Origin of the sequence: Methylobacterium sp. Leaf465 (assembly GCF_001424705.1) — a bacterium.
Classification (GTDB): domain Bacteria; phylum Pseudomonadota; class Alphaproteobacteria; order Rhizobiales; family Beijerinckiaceae; genus Methylobacterium.
Window position 1 is genome coordinate 41334 of record NZ_LMRA01000003.1, and the last position, 15211, is coordinate 56544.

The 15211-nt window shown below is 71.2% G+C and carries 12 protein-coding genes and 1 pseudogene; 7 read left to right on the top strand and 6 right to left on the bottom strand.

Annotation, left to right across the window (positions count from 1 at the left end; genetic code table 11):
• Positions 1-9: 9 nt before the first annotated feature.
• Entirely contained in the window at positions 10-1296 is a 1287-nt protein-coding gene (locus tag ASG51_RS03785; protein WP_244479650.1) for an acyl-CoA dehydrogenase family protein, read from the bottom strand.
• A complete protein-coding gene (locus ASG51_RS03790; protein ID WP_056379206.1) occupies positions 1293-1484 on the bottom strand; it encodes a hypothetical protein in 192 nt (63 codons plus the stop codon). The genes ASG51_RS03785 and ASG51_RS03790 overlap by 4 nt, the downstream gene beginning before the upstream one ends.
• Positions 1485-1904: 420 nt before the next feature.
• Between ASG51_RS03790 and ASG51_RS03795 the strand changes: the two genes are divergently transcribed.
• From ASG51_RS03795 to ASG51_RS03805, 3 genes are all read left to right on the top strand, one after another.
• Positions 1905-2912, top strand: a complete 1008-nt coding sequence (locus tag ASG51_RS03795) for an HD domain-containing phosphohydrolase (RefSeq protein WP_056270193.1) — start codon at positions 1905-1907, stop codon at positions 2910-2912.
• 152 nt (positions 2913-3064) lie between these two features.
• Complete coding sequence (locus ASG51_RS24880; RefSeq protein ID WP_056379208.1) at positions 3065-3262, top strand: pilus assembly protein TadG-related protein; 198 nt, start codon at positions 3065-3067, stop codon at positions 3260-3262.
• Positions 3263-3313: 51 nt separating this feature from the next.
• Positions 3314-4450, top strand: a complete 1137-nt coding sequence (locus tag ASG51_RS03805; protein ID WP_056379212.1) for a hypothetical protein — start codon at positions 3314-3316, stop codon at positions 4448-4450.
• A 55-nt stretch (positions 4451-4505) separates the two neighbouring features.
• On the opposite strand, the gene ASG51_RS03810 is transcribed toward ASG51_RS03805, so the two are convergent.
• Both ASG51_RS03810 and ASG51_RS23835 read right to left on the bottom strand, forming a co-directional pair.
• A complete protein-coding gene (locus tag ASG51_RS03810; RefSeq protein WP_162248639.1) occupies positions 4506-5111 on the bottom strand; it encodes a TadE/TadG family type IV pilus assembly protein in 606 nt (201 codons plus the stop codon).
• A gap of 45 nt (positions 5112-5156) precedes the next feature.
• The gene (locus ASG51_RS23835; RefSeq protein ID WP_056215463.1) at positions 5157-5651 is read right to left on the bottom strand and encodes a TadE family protein; all 495 of its coding nucleotides are present in this window, start codon (positions 5649-5651) and stop codon (positions 5157-5159) included.
• A 638-nt stretch (positions 5652-6289) separates the two neighbouring features.
• Here ASG51_RS23835 and ASG51_RS03820 point away from each other — a divergent pair.
• Positions 6290-9148 (top strand): ATP-binding protein, encoded by a 2859-nt coding sequence (locus tag ASG51_RS03820; RefSeq protein ID WP_082513862.1) that lies wholly within the window; start codon positions 6290-6292, stop codon positions 9146-9148.
• A gap of 165 nt (positions 9149-9313) precedes the next feature.
• On the opposite strand, the pseudogene ASG51_RS03825 reads toward ASG51_RS03820, so the two are convergent.
• Together ASG51_RS03825 and sfnG are read right to left on the bottom strand one after the other, a co-directional pair.
• Positions 9314-10573, bottom strand: a pseudogene (locus tag ASG51_RS03825) (SfnB family sulfur acquisition oxidoreductase).
• A 44-nt stretch (positions 10574-10617) separates the two neighbouring features.
• Entirely contained in the window at positions 10618-11733 is a 1116-nt protein-coding gene (gene sfnG / locus ASG51_RS03830; protein WP_056215470.1) for a dimethylsulfone monooxygenase SfnG, read from the bottom strand.
• A gap of 626 nt (positions 11734-12359) precedes the next feature.
• Between sfnG and ASG51_RS03835 the strand changes: the two genes are divergently transcribed.
• From ASG51_RS03835 to ASG51_RS03845, 3 genes are all read left to right on the top strand, one after another.
• Positions 12360-12782: a hypothetical protein gene (locus tag ASG51_RS03835; RefSeq protein ID WP_056348977.1), complete on the top strand. Its 423-nt coding sequence runs from the start codon at positions 12360-12362 to the stop codon at positions 12780-12782.
• A 180-nt stretch (positions 12783-12962) separates the two neighbouring features.
• Complete coding sequence (locus ASG51_RS03840) at positions 12963-14315, top strand: L-serine ammonia-lyase (RefSeq protein WP_056379215.1); 1353 nt, start codon at positions 12963-12965, stop codon at positions 14313-14315.
• A gap of 510 nt (positions 14316-14825) precedes the next feature.
• Positions 14826-15200, top strand: a complete 375-nt coding sequence (locus ASG51_RS03845) for a hypothetical protein (RefSeq protein ID WP_056379217.1) — start codon at positions 14826-14828, stop codon at positions 15198-15200.
• The last annotated feature ends 11 nt before the right edge of the window (positions 15201-15211 follow it).

Consider the following 15211-nt stretch of genomic DNA (forward strand, 5'->3'; position numbering starts at 1 on the left):
CGTCACCGCCTAAAGATCGGCCGGAACCTCGTCGGGGCTCGGCGCCCCGGCGAGGTCGCGCCAGAGCCGGTCCGCCGGTCGAACATCGCCGAGGACGTGAGCCGCCGCGCTGGTGAGGGCCCGGTCGGGCCCGGGCTGGCGCAGGTAGGTCGCCAGGTCCCGCGCCAGGCGCTCCAGGGGATGCGGACGGAGGAAGCCCGCCAGTCCCACGGAGCGATGGGCCCGCTCCAGCACGTCGAGGCCGGCCCGCTCCACCGCGAGGCGGGTGAGGTTGACGTAGGCGATCACCCGGTCCGGCTCCGCCTCGGGGTCGGCGGCGAGGCGGGCGGCCTGGGCCACGAAGAGGCGGGCGCTCTCCACCGCGATCGCGGCCTCGCCGAGGCGGGCCGCCTGATGCGGGTCGCCGCCGCGTCCGGTGGACCGCAGATGCCCCCGCAGGACGTCGAACACCGCCTCGATGCCGCCGAGTTGCACCGCGGCGAAGCGCCAGGCGCCGCCGGAGAAGTGCGGCTCCGCGAAGTAGTCGTCCGGGTCACCGATGAAGCAACCGGGGCCGGCGGGCAGGCCGGTGAAGTCGAGGAGGCCGGAGGTCGAGGCCCGCATGCCCTGCGCCTGCCAGCCGGACAGGTCGGCCCGGGTCCCGGCCTCGAGATCGGCGACCAGCATCTGCTGGCGGCCGTCGGGTCGGCGCGCCGTGACCAGGGGGCGGGTGACCGAGCCGGCTCCGGAGGCGAAGGATTTGACCCCCCTCAGCATCCAGGCATCCCCGGCGGGTGCGAGGCCGCCGGCGTTCTCCAGGCTGAGGCCGCCTGTGTTCTCGAGGCTGAGGCCGCCGACTTTCTCGAGGCTGAGGCCGCCGGCCTGGGGCTGGGTATTCCACACGCCGAACAGGTGTCCGGCACGGACATCCCCGGCCAGTCGCTCGATCACCGCCGGCGCCGCATAGCGCAGGACCAGGGAGAGGGCGTTGACGTGCCCTTCGTAGAGGCGACCCAGGGCGAGACTGCCCCGCCCGATCTGCGCGAGGACATCGGCGAGAACCGGCGCCATCGCGGGGGCATCGAGGCCGGCACCGCCCAGGGCCACGGGCAGCGGCGCGGCGAGCAGCCCGGCCCGATGCGCGTGGGCGATATCCTCGGCCGGAAACCCGCCGTCCCGGTCGAGGGCATCGGCGCGTTCGCCCGCGCGGTCCGCGACCGCGCGGGCCGCGGCCTGGATGCGGGCGGCGTGGGTCTCCGAACAATCCTGAAGATGCCGATGCGGTGGAATGAAGTTCATCTCCAGCACATGGATCACGCCTGCGCGATCTCCAGTCGGTGTTTGCACACAGACGGCCGATTTTTCCCGCGTCGAAGGGCGCTGGCGTCCCCGGATCGATCCACCGCGGACATCCGTGCCCGCTCGCCGCGGCCGGCCCGCAGGTCGGTCAGCAGGGCCCGCAGGGTCCAGCCCACCGTGACCAGGGTGAAGGCGCCGATGGCCACCGGTAGGGCCGCTCCTCCGGCATCTGGACGGTCTCGACATCCACGGTCCGGGTTTTCGAAGACCGTCGCGCCTCGTCGCATTCCGCGACGAAAACCATGAGGATGGTCTCGAAGACGCGCCTCGGGCCCGGAGCCGCGCAGGCCCGCCCGGCGAAACGCCGCCCTGCATCGCTCCGTGTCCGGCTGGTGCGGCCGCACACGGGGGGGCGGACCCGCCGTCGAGGCCGGCGGGTCACGCCGACCGGAATCGCGGGGCGTGCGATCGTACTGGGGAGAGAGGATATTGCTTGGGCGAGCGCCGCAGAGCAAGCTTCCCCCGGACACGGGTCGAGCGGCCCGGGCTGTTTCGTTAAAGGTCCGGCGGCACACCCTCCGGTAAAGGAAGGCCTCCGCGAGGCGTGTTGAATCAAGGCTGCTCTGATGTTCGTCCTCATCCTGGATGATGCGCCCCTCAACAACATGCTGATGGTGGAGGCCCTTCGCGACCTGCCCGGCGGCACGGCCCGTGATTTCCTCCAGCCCGCCGATGCCCTGGCGTTCGTCCGCGAGAATCCGGCCGCGATCGGCGTTGCCATCTCCGACTTCGAGATGCCGGGCATGAACGGCATCGAGTTCATCCGCGCCGCCCGCGACATCCCGGGCTTCGAGCACGTGCCGGTGATCATGGTGACGAGCCTGGACCAGCGCGCCTTGCGCCGGGACGCTCTGGCCGCCGGCGCTACCGATTTCCTCGCCAAGCCCTTCGATCCGGTCGAAGTGCGCGCCCGTGTCTCGAATCTGCTGGCCCTCAACCAGGCGCGCCTGGCGCAGATCGACCGCGCAGCCTGGCTCGATCGCGAGGTGAAGGCCGCCACCGCCCTCATCGTCGCCCGCGAGCGTGAGATCATCAGCCTGCTGATGAAGGCCGTCGAACATCGCGACTCGGAGACCGGCAACCACGTGGCGCGGGTCGCCGAATATGTGGCCCGGATCGCCGAGGGATTGGGCCTTGCCGCGGAGGACGTGGAACAGCTCAGCCTGGCCTCCACCATGCACGATATCGGCAAGCTCAGCGTTCCGGATTCCATCCTGCTGAAACCCGGACGCCTGTCCGCGGACGAGCGCCGGACGATGGAGGCGCATGCCGAGCGCGGTCGTCGCATCCTCGAAGGCAGCGACTCGCGCCTGGTCCGCCTCGCGGCGGAGATTGCGGCCACTCATCACGAGCGCTGGGACGGCGGCGGCTATCCGGCCGGCCTCCGCGGGGAGGCCATTCCCCTGTCGGGACGGATCGTGGCCGTGGCGGACGTCTACGATGCCCTGACCTCCGATCGGCCGTACAAGACGGCGTGGTCGCACGCGGAGGCGTTGGCCCATCTCCAGGCTGAGGCCGGGCGTCATTTCGATCCGGCCTGCGTGGAAGCCTTCCTGAAATCTCGTACGCGCTGAACCGGACAGGTCGTGGCGCGGCGCCGACCTTCAGGAAGACTCCGGGATTCTACTCCGTGACCTTAACCTTGATCCCGTCTTCGGCTGAACACGGTGATTTTTCCGGGACGGTTTCAGGAGGTCGGTAACCCGTCCCTTGTAAGCGTAGCAGCATGACTCCCCTCCACACCGCCCAGCTTGCTGCCGGTTTCCGCACGGACCAACGTGGCGGCGTCCTCGTTCTGGTCGCCCTCCTGTTTCCGATCCTGACCGGCCTGAGCGCCGTGGCGATCGATTACGCCTCCCTGGTCAAGCGGCGGGCCGAGCTCCAGCGTGCCGCCGACAGCGGCAGCATCGCGGGCGTCAACTAGTTCAAGCTCGCCAATGCCGACGACGCGGCGGCGCTCCGCACCGCCAAGGCCATGGCCCTGGCCCAGGCCCGCAGCGGCAACGCGGCGCCCCCGGCCGTGACGGCGGAGGTGCTCAACAACCATTCCGGTGTCCGCCTCACGCTCACCGAGCAGGTCGCCCTGTCCTTCGGCAAGCTCCTCAACACCCCGAGCCTGGAGGTGAGCGTCACCTCGACGGCGAAGCTCGCCGGCACCACGCGGCTGTGCCTGCTCGCCCTCGATCGTCAGGCGATGGGCGCCTTCCACCTGGAGAGCGCGGCCCGCATCACCGCCACCGACTGCTCGCTCTACTCGAACTCCGCCAACCCGGAGGGCATCCAGGGCGAGAACGCGGCGGTGGCCACCGCCCTCTCCACCTGCTCGGCCGGGGGCTATTCCGGGTCGGGCGCCAACTTCACGCCGCCGCCGGCCACCGGGTGCCCCGCCCTGCGCGATCCCCTGATCGACCGGCAGGGCCCGACGCCGGGCTCCTGCGTCAGCCTCGGGTTCTTCGTCGATCCGAAGAAATTCGTCGACGGCATCGACGACCCGACCTACGGCGTCAACGTCGTGAGCGGGATCGTCACCCTGCAGCCCGGCACCTATTGCGGCGGCCTGCACCTCACCAAGGGCGCGACCGTAACGCTGCAGCCCGGGATCTACATCCTCAAGGACGGCCCCCTCGTCGTCGACAAGGGCGCCAGCCTGAGCGGCGTCAACACGGGCTTCTACTTCACCGGGGTGCGCGGCGGCCTGCTCTTCGATGAGAAGAGCGTCGTCAGCCTCACCGCGCCGAAGGACGGCCTCCTGGCGGGGCTGCTGTTCTTCGAGGACCGCAACGCGACCATTCCGGCCACCCTGCCCCCGCCCCTCAGCGGCAAGGGCAAGCCCAAGCCCGCGCCCGGCGGGTTCGTCGCCCTGCGCGAGTACCGCATCATCAGCGACAACGCCCGCACGCTCCTGGGGACCATCTACCTGCCCCTCGGACGCCTGATCATCGATTCCAAGAAGCCGGTGGCCGACCAGTCGGCCTACACGGTGATCATCGCCCGCACGATCAATCTCTATGACGGCCCGAACCTGATGCTGAACGCCCGCTACGGCAGCACCGACGTGCCCGTGCCGGCCGGCGTCGGACCGAGCTCGGCCGACACGCAGCTCACGCAGTAGGTCGAGCGCCATCGGCTCCCGACCCCCGGCTCCTGCGCTCGACCGGGCCGGCCGCTCAGCGCGGCGGGCAGGAGGCGCCGTTGCCCAGGACGACCTCGGGGCTCATGCTCGCGTAGCGCCGTCCGTACCGGACCGGCCATAGGGTCCTGCGGGTGATGACGAAGCCCGGGCCGCCATCGCTGAACAGGGAGGAGCCGGTCACCGGCCTGTAGGGGACGCTGATCTCCACGAGCAGCAGGCGCGTCCCCTTCGGCTGCAGGCTGTCGGCGACGGCGACGGGGGCCGGCGCCCCGGCGGTGCGGACCGGCGATCCCGCCGCGGCCACGCTGGAACAGATCTGCAGCGGGCCCGTCTCGGTGTCGCCCACCACCCCGACCGCGCTCACCGTCATCTGCAGCCCGGTGCCATCGAAGGGAGCGAGCACGATGGGTCCCACCTGGAACACGTCGTTCACCTCATCCGCCGTCGGCATCGTGCGCTGGGAGAGCGTGTCGCCGATGGTGCGGGACAGGATGTCGACCTTGCGCACGTTGCGCATCACGCTCGTGATCTCCACGGTCCCGAAGTAGATGAGCAGCAGCACCGGGACGATCAGGGCGAATTCGACGATCGCGACGCCGTCCTCGGCCCGCGCGAAGCCCGCGGCGGCTCGCACACCCATCGGACGGATCGCGATCGCGGAGCGGAGGCGCGTGGCCAGCATGGCTCAACAGCCGCTGCCGCCGGTGGAATTACCCTCCAGCTGCAGCACGGACGTGGCGTTGATGAGCCAGCTTCCGTCCTGAAACTGGGTCTTCACGACGCCGAACTTCTGGAACGTGTGCTGCGCGAAGGCGGCCTGGACCACCACCACGCTGCCCTTCGTGAGACAGCCGTGCTGGGTGCCGAAATTCGCCCGCCAGGTTCCCGAGGCGGGGTCGATGGGGCTGGTCCGGTCGATCCGGGTGAAGCTGTCGTAGACTCCGATGTCGATCTTCAGGTTCTCGCAGCGGACGAACGGATTGACCTGGCGGCAGACCTCGCTGCGCACGGCGTCGAGGAGCGAGGTCGCCGAGGCGCCGGACTGGACGTAGAACTGGCGCATCGAGGCATCGAGGCCGTTGTCCAGCGCGGACGTGACCCAGAACACCAGCGCGTTCTCGAGGACGAAGAAGATCAGGATGCAGAGCGGAAACAGGACCAGGGCGAATTCGACCGCCATGGCGCCCGACTGATCCTGCCCGAACCGCTGCGGACCGGATCGTGCCGGGACGATGCGCAGGCGCCTCCCGCCTCCGTCGCCGGGTGAGCGGCCGGGACCCGCGACGACGCGATCGGGACTTGGGAGCTCGGGACTTGCGAACTCGGGATTTGCGAGCTCGGGATTTGCGAGCTCAGGACTCGCGGGCTCAGGACTCGCGCGATCAGGACCTGCGAGTTCGACATTTGCGAGTTCGGAATTTGCAGGTTCGGGTTTCGCGGGATCGCACATGGGGAGGGGCGGCATACGGATCGGGCGGCCGATCGGAACGCGTTCGAGGGGGCGTCGGCAGCCCTGCCCTGGTCTAGCGCCGAGCCCTTAAGATTCCGGCAAGCCAGCCTAAAAGGTTTCCCGCCCTGAATGCATCGACGCATTCGCCGCCGCACCACCGGGAGTTTGTGAGGGATCGTCTCTCCCGATGACCGAATCCGGAAGCAGAGGTTCAGCGCCTGAGCGCTGCTGGACTTTCGGTGCTCGCACTGGTTGCGGATGGGGTTGGCCGAATTCGTGCCTCTGGGCCCGTTCCGGCCGTGACGCGACTGTGCGCTCGGTGGACGATTAAGACCCTTCCAACCAACAGCCGGTACGCTGGCGCGACCATGACCGATTCCCGGCACGCGCCCGACCCGTCCCGCGAAACCCGTCCGTCCGCCCGGCGTCCGGGTCGGCAGCGCACCCTGGCCGGACGCCTGGCCCTGGCGATGTGCGCTTCCGTGGCGATCGCCTTCCTGGCCGGAACGCTGCTCTCGCTCTGGCAGGAGGTGAACCGCTACGCCGACGACAAGCGGGATGCCCTCGTCGCCATCGCCAACGTGCTCGCGGCGGCGAGCGCGGGGGCCACGGCGGCCGGGGACGAGGCGGCGGCGGCCCGCGTCCTGAACGCCATCGGCAAGACCCGCGACGCCAGGATCCTCAACGGCGAGACGAACGACGGCGAGACCCCGGACGGCAGTCCCGGAGCGGCCGAGCGGAGCGAGCTGGTCTATGCGGCCATCGAGCGGCCCGACGGCTCGATCCTGGCGGACCGGGGCCTCACGGCCCGCCTCACCGACGATTTCGACCTTCGGAAGGGGCAGTCGCCCCTGGCCCTCCTCGGCAGCCGGACCGCCCTGGTGGCGGTGACCGTCGAGGAGGCGGGCCGGACGGTGGGCAATCTCATCCTCGTCTCCGACCTGGCCGACCTCAACGACCGTCTGCTGGCGCTGCTCCGGACCTCGGCCTTGATCTCGAGCCTCGTCATGGTCCTGGGCTTCGCGATCTCCTACGCGATCCAGCGGGGGATCACCCAGCCGATCGCGGCGCTCGCCGGCACCATGGACCGCGTCCGCATCGAGCAGGACTACACGCAAGGCGCGGTGATCGCGCGCGACGACGAGGTCGGCGTGCTGGCGCGCTCGTTCAACGCGCTCCTCGACACCGTGCGGGAGCGCGATGCCCGCCTGGCGCAGCACATGCAGCGCCTGGAGGCCGACGTGGCGGAACGGACCGCCGACCTGCACGAGGCCAAGCAGGCGGCCGAGGCCGCCAACGCCGCCAAGTCGACGTTCCTGGCCACCATGAGCCACGAGATCCGCACGCCGCTCAACGGCATGCTGGTGATGGCCGAACTCCTGGCGGCCTCCGACCTGCCGCAGCGGCAGCAGCGCTACGCCGAGGTGGTCGCCCGCTCCGGGCAGAGCCTGCTGGCGATCATCAACGACATCCTCGACTTCGCGAAGGTGGAGGCGGGCAAGCTCGATCTGGAGCGGATCGCCGTCGATCCGTCCGAGGTCGTCGACACCGTGGTCTCGCTCTTCGCCGAGAAGGCCGTCGAGAACGGCCTCGACCTTGCCGCCTACGTGGCGCCGGACGTGCCGCGCCACGTGATCGGCGATCCGGTGCGCCTCGGCCAGATCCTCAGCAACTTCGTCAACAATGCCCTGAAGTTCACCCCGTCCGGCTCGGTCCTGGTGCGGCTGGAGCGCGGCGCGGCCGGCATGCTGCGCCTCAGCGTCCGGGATACCGGCGTCGGCATCCCGGCCGACAAGGTCGGCACCCTGTTCTCGGCCTTCGCGCAGGCCGATCAGTCGACCACCCGGCGCTTCGGCGGCACTGGCCTCGGCCTCTCGATCGCCCATCGCCTCGCCCTCGCCATGGGCGGCCGCATGGGCGTCGAGAGCGAGATCGGCGCCGGCTCGACCTTCTGGGCCGAGCTGCCCCTGGAGGCGGGCGACGCCGATGCGCCGACCCTCGTCCGGCGCACCGACGCGGTCGGAGCCGGGATCGTGCTCGCGCTGTCGGGCGACGCCACGCGGGAGTGCCTCGGGCTCCGCCTCGCCGAGGCCGGGTTCACCTGCCTTCCGGCGGAGGCCGCCGAGGCCGGGGCGGCGCACTGGATCGCGGATGCGGCCACGATCCTGGCCCTGGGCCGTCGCCCGAGCGGGCCGGGCCGGGTCCTGGCCCTGGCGCGCCTCGGCGATGCCGCCGCGGCGCCGGTCCTGGAGGCGGGCTGGGCCGACCACCTCCTCGGCTGGCCGGTCGTCCAGGAGGAGTGGCGCGGCGCCCTGGACGCGCTGGCCGGCGGGACGCCGTTCGTCTCCGGCCCCCGCCTGTCCGCCCGCACGCGCCTGCCGCAATTCCCCGCCGCGCGCATCCTCCTGGCCGACGATAGCCCGGTGAACCGCGAGGTCGCCCGCGAGGCCCTGGCTCGCTGCGGCGTCACCGCCCTCACCCTGGTCGAGGACGGCCGTGCGGCCCTCGAAGCCTGTCGCGACCGGGCGTTCGACCTCATCCTGATGGACGGCAGCATGCCGGTCCTCGACGGCTACGCGGCGGCCGAGGCCATTCGGGCCGAGGCCATCGCGCAGGGCCGCGTCCGCACGCCCATCGTGGCCCTCACGGCCCACGTGGTGGGGGCCGGCGCCGAGGCGTGGCGCGAGGCCGGCATGGATGCCAAGCTCGCCAAGCCCTTCACCCTGGCGGCCCTCGCCGACACGCTGGCGGCCTTCCTCGTGCCCGAGGCCGAGACTGAGACCGCGGTCGCGCCGCGACGTCCCTCGCCCGACGCCGCGCCCCAGCCGGAGGCGGACGGCCTCTTGGACGAGGACGTGCTCGCGGGGTTGATCGACATGGCGGCCCGGGCCGGCGGCGATTTCAGTGCCCGCGTGCTCGGCCTCTATCGGGACCACGCGCCCAAGGCCCTCGCGGACCTCCGGGCGGCGGCAAGCCGCGGCGATGCCGAGGCGATCGCGCGCGCGGCGCACAGCCTGAAGTCGATGAGCCTGAACATCGGTGGCCGGGCCCTGGGCCTGGTGCTGGGAGAGATCGAGAGCAGGGCTCGCTCCAGCGCCGTCCTCCCGACGGACGCGGAGATCGCCGGCCTGTCGCCGCTCCTGGACCGGACCCTGGAGGCCCTTGAGGCCCGCCTTGGGCAGACGCCCGATCCGGAGGAAGGGGCCGCGGCGCGGCGCTCCGCCTGAGGGACCCCGCCCCCGGAGCGGACGATGTCCGCGATGGGGTGCCGGCGGGTCCCATGCGTGCGGGGCCGGACACCCGGTGGACCCCGCGTCCCGGTCCGCGCTCCGGCGCACCGAATCGGGCGTCGGGGGGGCGTCGTCGAGGAGGGTGCGTGTCGGCGTCCCGCCTCAGCTCCACGCGTGGAAGGGCGGGTTCACCCCATTGAGCGCGTGGTTGCCGACGATCGCGTATTTCCAGCGCACGGGGTCGTGGAGCGTGTGGGTGCGGGCGTTGCGCCAGTGCCGGTCGAGATTGTGCTCGGCCAGTGTCGCGCGGGTGCCGGCGAGCTCGAACAGGGTGTTGCTGGCGCCGAGCGCCACCTCGGTGGTGAGCACCTTGGCTTCCGCCACCGCGAGCTGCGCGGCCGCCACCGTCTCGGCATCCGGCGCCGCCACGGCGGCGTCGAGGGCGAGGCCGGCCCGGTCGAGCAGCGCCTCTGCGGCGTGCAGGCGGATCGTGAGGTCGCCGACGATGCGGATGGTGTGGGGGTCGTCGGAGGCGCGCGCCAGGCCGCTGTCGACCTAGGGGCGCGACTTGGTGCGCACGAAGTCGATGGTCTCGGCGAGCGCCGCCCGGGCGATGCCCGCATCCACGGCCGCCTGGATGATCTGGAAGATCGCCCCGTCGGCGCTCGGCTGCGCGTAGCCCTTCCAGGCCGGCACCAGGTGGGTTTTCGGCACGCGCACGCCGTCGATTCGCACGGTGCCGCTCGCGGTGGTGCGCTGGCCGAAGCTCGACCAGTCGTCGATCACCGTGAGTCCCGGCGCGTTGCGCTCGGCAATGGCGTACCAGGCCCGGCCCTCGCCATCGAGGGCCACGATGGGCACGAGGTGGGCCAGCAGCGCGCCGGTGGCGTAGAACTTGGTGCCGTGCACCACCACGTGGTCGCCATCCTCCACGAAGTGGGTCTCGAAGTCGGCGGCGCGCGGCGTGCCGATCTCCGAGAAGGCGTTGCCGAACCGGGTGCCGGCCAGGACGAGGCCGAACAGCAGGGCCTTCTGAGCCTCGTCCGAGACCGTGTCGATGGCCGCCACGATGCCGAGGTGGTTCTGGGCGATCTGCCCAATCGACGGGTCGGCGGCCGAGACGATGGCGATGACCTGCGCCAAGGTCCCGTAGGACAGCCCCGGCCCGCCATGGGCCCGCGGCACGTTGATGGACCACAGGCCGCTCTGCGAGAACGCGTCGAGCTCGGCCAGGGGTCGGCGCCCCGTGCGGTCGCGCTCGGAGGCGCCGACCCGGAACGTCGCCGCCAGGGCGTGGGCGACGCGCAGGGCCTCGGCCGCGTCGCGGATGACGTGGGCCGGCGCGGCCGGGCGCTCGGGGCCGGGTGCCCCGGCGGGCCAGCGATCGGTGTCCCGCGGGGGCGGACTGACGGCGATGTTCATGGGGTGTCTCCGGATCAGGGGGCGCGTTCGGGGACCGGCTCGGCTCAGGCCGCCTGCGCCTGTTCGCGGCGCGCCGCCTCCAGGGCGCGGACGCGCGGAATGACGTGTTCGCCGAAATACGCGACCTCCTCCTGGAAGTGCAGGAAGGCCAGCAGGGCGAGGTCGACGCCGACCGCCTTCAGCGCCACGATGCGCTCGGCGATCTGATCCGGCGTGCCGATCAGATTGGTCTTGAAGCCGTCGTTGTACTGGACGAGGTCCGCGAAGCTCGATTTGGCCCAGTTGCCCTCGCCCTCCGGCGAGGCCTTGCCGGCGTTCTTCGCCTCGTGCCCGAAGGCCTTCACGGCGTCCGGGTCGGCCTGGTCGATGATCTCCTGGAGGACGGCGCGGGCCTCTTCCTCGGTGTCGCGGGCGATGACGAAGGCGTTGACGCCCACCTTCACCGCGTGGCCGTTGGCGCGCGCCTTGGCTTGGACGTCGTCGACCTGGGCCCGGATGCCCTCGGGCGTGTTGCCGTTGGTGAAGTACCAGTCCGAGACGCGGGCCGCCATGTCGCGCGCCGCCCGGGACGAGCCGCCCTGGAAGATCTCGGGCTGCGGATCGGCGGGTTTCGGCTTCAGGGTGTAGTCGCTGTAGCGGTAGAAATCGCCCCGGAAGGTGAAGTTGTCCTGGGTCCAGATTCCCCGCAGGGCACGGATGAACTCCTCCGAGCGGCGGTAGCGCTCGTCATGGTCGAGCCATGGCTCGCCGATGGCGCGGAACTCGCCCGAGAACCAGCCCGAGACCACGTTGATGGCGATGCGCCCCTCCGTGATCTGGCTGATGGTGGCGATCTGCTTGGCGGCGAGCGTCGGGTTCCAGGGCCCGGGCAGGAGGGCGGCGATCACCTTCAGCCGGGAGGTGGCCGCCAGCAGGGCGTGGCTGAAGGCGACGGATTCGTGCTGGTACTCGGCACCGTAGCCGGCCGTGAAGCGGATCTGCGTGAGGGCGTAGTCGAACCCGGCCTCCTCCGCGATCTGCGCGAGGCGTCGGTTATAGGGCGCGTCCCAGCTCGTGCGCTGGGCGATCTTGCTGATGACGAGGCCCCCCGAGACGTTGGGCACCCAGTAGGCGAAGCGGATCGGCTCGCTGCCGTCGCGAGTTCCCGTTTGAAAGGCCATGTTCCCACCCCTGCGTTGATCGGGCCGCGCGTTCCGGCAGGGCGCACGGAGTGCACCCGATGTCGATCGGTTGACGGACTGAATACGAAAACCAGAGCGTTCACATGCTCGTGAATGCTGGTCTTACCCAGATCTGTGTTTGGGTTCGTCGTTCTGTTCTTAGGATTGCTTGGTATTGATCGCGCGTCAAAGGAAGCAAACGGCTTTTTTCGGCCCGGACGGAAAAGCTCCTTCCCCGATCGCGGGCGCTGGCCGAAGGTTTGCGTCGTGGGCCCGAGCGCGAGGCGGGATTGCCCGCCCGGCCCGGGTCTGGGGCAAGCGGAGGCCTGCGGAGAGCGGAGCCGTCCGGTTTTCACCCCGGCGATGCCCTGATTCCAGGCGGCCATCGGGTGTAAAATCCAGTCGATGCGGCCGACCTGCTTGGGGCGCTATCTTTTCAGGCAGGTCGATGCTGATAAGGCGGGCATTTCCTCCAAATTGCCGAACTTGTGTGCTTGTCGAGAAAATCGATATTGCCTCGTGAAACCGGTCGTTTAAGGACGCGTTAATTGATCGATCCTACCGTCGAACCACCGTCCACTTGAAAGCCGAAGCGCGCGAGATCGGTTTACCCAGGAAGTTCACGCATGATGCCCGCGTTCCGCCAACCGCTCGTGGTTCTCCTTGCCGGAGACGAGTTGACCCGCTCCATCACCACGAGCTGCCTGGAGATGTCGGGCTACGCGGTGCTCGGCGCGCGCACGGCCGGCGAGGTCGAGAGCCTGCTCCTCGCCCAGACCGGCGAGCGCCGCGTCGACGTGCTGGTGACCGATGCCGACGTGCGCGACACGGTGGACGGCCTTTCGCTCGCCGGCGTGGCCCGCTGTCTCGATCCGGCGGTGGGCGTCGTCTACACCGCCCGCTCCCTGCGCCAGCTCGACGGCGAGGCCCTGGAGCCGGGGGCCCTGCGCCTGCGCACGCCCTATCACGGGCATCAACTCGTCGCCCTGGTCGCCGAGCTCCTGGCCTCGGCCGCCGACCGGACCGATTTCGACCGCGCCGCGGCCTGATCCGCCGGGATTCCACCGCGCCGCCCTGGGTCGGCGGCGGCGCGAATTCAGGATGCGCGGCCCGGGCCCGGCGGTGTATCAGGCGGGGCGCCGCCTCCCGGCCGGCGCCCGCCCGCAGCGTGGAAGAGCGGTGGCGGCGTTCCTGCCCGGGCGTCGGTCCCATCCGGAACGCGAGAGCCGATGATCAGCGCCTTCGACCTCTTCAAGATCGGGATCGGCCCGTCGAGCTCGCACACCGTCGGCCCGATGCTGGCCGCGCTCCGCTTCCGCGCCCGGACCGCGGGGTTGCCCGGGCTCGCCCGCATCCAGGCGGAGATCTTCGGCTCCCTGGCCTGGACGGGACGCGGGCACGGCACCGACACGGCGATCTTCCTCGGGCTCCTCGGCCACGACCCCCGATCCGTCGACCCGGACGGGGTGGCCGGCCTCGTCGCGGCCCTCGGTGCGGAGAAGCGGCTGGCCCCCGCGGGCCCGGCCTTCGACCCGGCCGCGGACCTCGCGTTCAACTTTACCGACGTGCTGCCCCTGCACACCAACGGCCTGCGCTTTCGCGCCCTCGATGCCGCCGGGGCGATCCGCGACAGCGAGATCTATTACTCGATCGGCGGCGGGTTCGTGGTGACGGAGGCGGAGGCGCAAGGGGGGGCGGGCGCGGAGGCGGATTGCCCCCTGCCCTATGCCAGTGCCGCCGGCCTCCTCGCCCTCTGTGTCGCCGAGGGCCGGACCATCGCCGAGGTGCAGTTCGCCAACGAGTGCGGCACTCGCACGCCCGATGCCGTGGAGGCCGGCCTCGACGACATCCGCGACGCGATGTTCGCCTGCATCGACCGGGGTCTGCGCCAGGACGGCGAGTTGCCCGGCGGCCTCAAGGTGCGCCGGCGGGCCAAGCGGCTGCACGAGGACCTCACCGCCGGGCGCCTGCGCAATGCGCGCGCCGCCCACGAGATCGTGGACTGGATCAGCCTCTACGCGCTGGCGGTGAACGAGGAGAACGCGGCGGGCGGACGGGTGGTGACGGCGCCCACCAACGGCGCGGCGGGGATCGTGCCGGCCGTCCTGCGCTACGCCCGGGACTTCTGCCCCGACTGGTCGGAGGCCCGCGCCCGGGAATTCCTGCTCACGGCCGCGGCGGTGGGCGGCCTGATCAAGACCCGCGCGTCGATCTCGGGCGCCGAGGTCGGCTGCCAGGGGGAGGTCGGTTCGGCGGCCGCGATGGCAGCGGCGGGCCTCGCGGCCTTCCTCGGCGGCAGCCCGGCCCAGGTGGAGAACGCCGCCGAGATCGCGATGGAGCACCATCTCGGCATGACCTGCGATCCCATCGGCGGGCTGGTGCAGATCCCCTGCATCGAGCGCAACGCCTTCGGGGCCAACAAGGCGGTGGTGGCCGCGTCCCTGGCCCTGCGCGGCGATGGCATTCACCGCGTCAGCCTCGACGAGGTCATCGAGACCATGCGCCAGACCGGCCACGACATGCAGGCGAAGTACAAGGAGACCTCGCTGGGCGGCCTCGCGGTGAACGTCGCGGCCTGCTGAGGATGGTCGCGAAAAGGAACGATTGCGTTTCCTGATCGCGGCGGAAGGGCGCTCAGACCGGCACGGTGCCTAGCTGGGACGTCGGCTGACCTGTCAGGGTCCCGTCGCGCATGCCCGCCTGCAGGCGTGAGCCTGGCCAACGTTCGCCGTTCCGGACCGGAGGCTCTGCGAAAACTATGGAACGCAGCGGTTCCGATCCGGTTGTAACGCCCGAGGGGTCTACCGGACGGCAGATGCGGCCAGCGCGTGCGGCCCGCGTCCGATCCGTCCTGCCAAGACGCGGGACCGTGACACCATGACCTTCGCATCGCCGACCATCGGAACCGCCGGGCCGGACCGCGTCCGGGCGCTCATCCGAGGCGCTCCCCCGGCCTGAGCGCGTCGCACCCTGCCGCCTTCGGGCGCAGCCCCGCGCCCGCGTCCGCCCGATTCCATAGTCGGTGCCGCCACGCGTCCGGCGGGCTCGAACCCCGCGATTTCCCGACCCCATCCCCTGACCGGAGACCCGCCATGCGGACCCTGACGCTCGCCCTGCTTCTCGGAGCCTTCAGCCTCGCCACGCCCCTCGCCGCCCAGGACCTGACGGGTCCCGGTCAGACGCCGCGCCCGACCCTGCTCATGCACGGGCATTATTGCGGCCCCGGCAACGACGGCATGGATGTGGCTCCGGTCGACGCGCTGGATGCCGCGTGCCGCAGGCACGATGCCTGCACGCCCGACGGAGGCCTGCCCTCCTGCGGCTGCAACCGCGCCCTCAAGCGCGATGCCGGCCGCGTGGCGGCGAGCCCGCGCGAGCCGCAGGACCTGCGCGCCGTCGCCGGTCTCGTGGCGGGCGCGACCGACCTGATGCTCTGCAGCGACGACGTCGCCGGGCTGCGGCCCTGAGGCCGGACGCG

Bases quoted from the DNA above. Each gene is read 5' to 3' on its own strand.
- ASG51_RS03795 (WP_056270193.1), top strand. From the start codon at position 1,905: ATGTTCGTCCTCATCCTGGATGATGCGCCCCTCAACAACATGCTGATG.
- ASG51_RS24880 (WP_056379208.1), top strand. From the start codon at position 3,065: ATGACTCCCCTCCACACCGCCCAGCTTGCTGCCGGTTTCCGCACGGAC.
- ASG51_RS03805 (WP_056379212.1), top strand. From the start codon at position 3,314: ATGGCCCTGGCCCAGGCCCGCAGCGGCAACGCGGCGCCCCCGGCCGTG.
- ASG51_RS03810 (WP_162248639.1), bottom strand. From the start codon at position 5,111: ATGGGTGTGCGAGCCGCCGCGGGCTTCGCGCGGGCCGAGGACGGCGTC.
- ASG51_RS23835 (WP_056215463.1), bottom strand. From the start codon at position 5,651: ATGGCGGTCGAATTCGCCCTGGTCCTGTTTCCGCTCTGCATCCTGATC.
- ASG51_RS03820 (WP_082513862.1), top strand. From the start codon at position 6,290: ATGACCGATTCCCGGCACGCGCCCGACCCGTCCCGCGAAACCCGTCCG.
- sfnG (WP_056215470.1), bottom strand. From the start codon at position 11,733: ATGGCCTTTCAAACGGGAACTCGCGACGGCAGCGAGCCGATCCGCTTC.
- ASG51_RS03835 (WP_056348977.1), top strand. From the start codon at position 12,360: ATGATGCCCGCGTTCCGCCAACCGCTCGTGGTTCTCCTTGCCGGAGAC.
- ASG51_RS03840 (WP_056379215.1), top strand. From the start codon at position 12,963: ATGATCAGCGCCTTCGACCTCTTCAAGATCGGGATCGGCCCGTCGAGC.
- ASG51_RS03845 (WP_056379217.1), top strand. From the start codon at position 14,826: ATGCGGACCCTGACGCTCGCCCTGCTTCTCGGAGCCTTCAGCCTCGCC.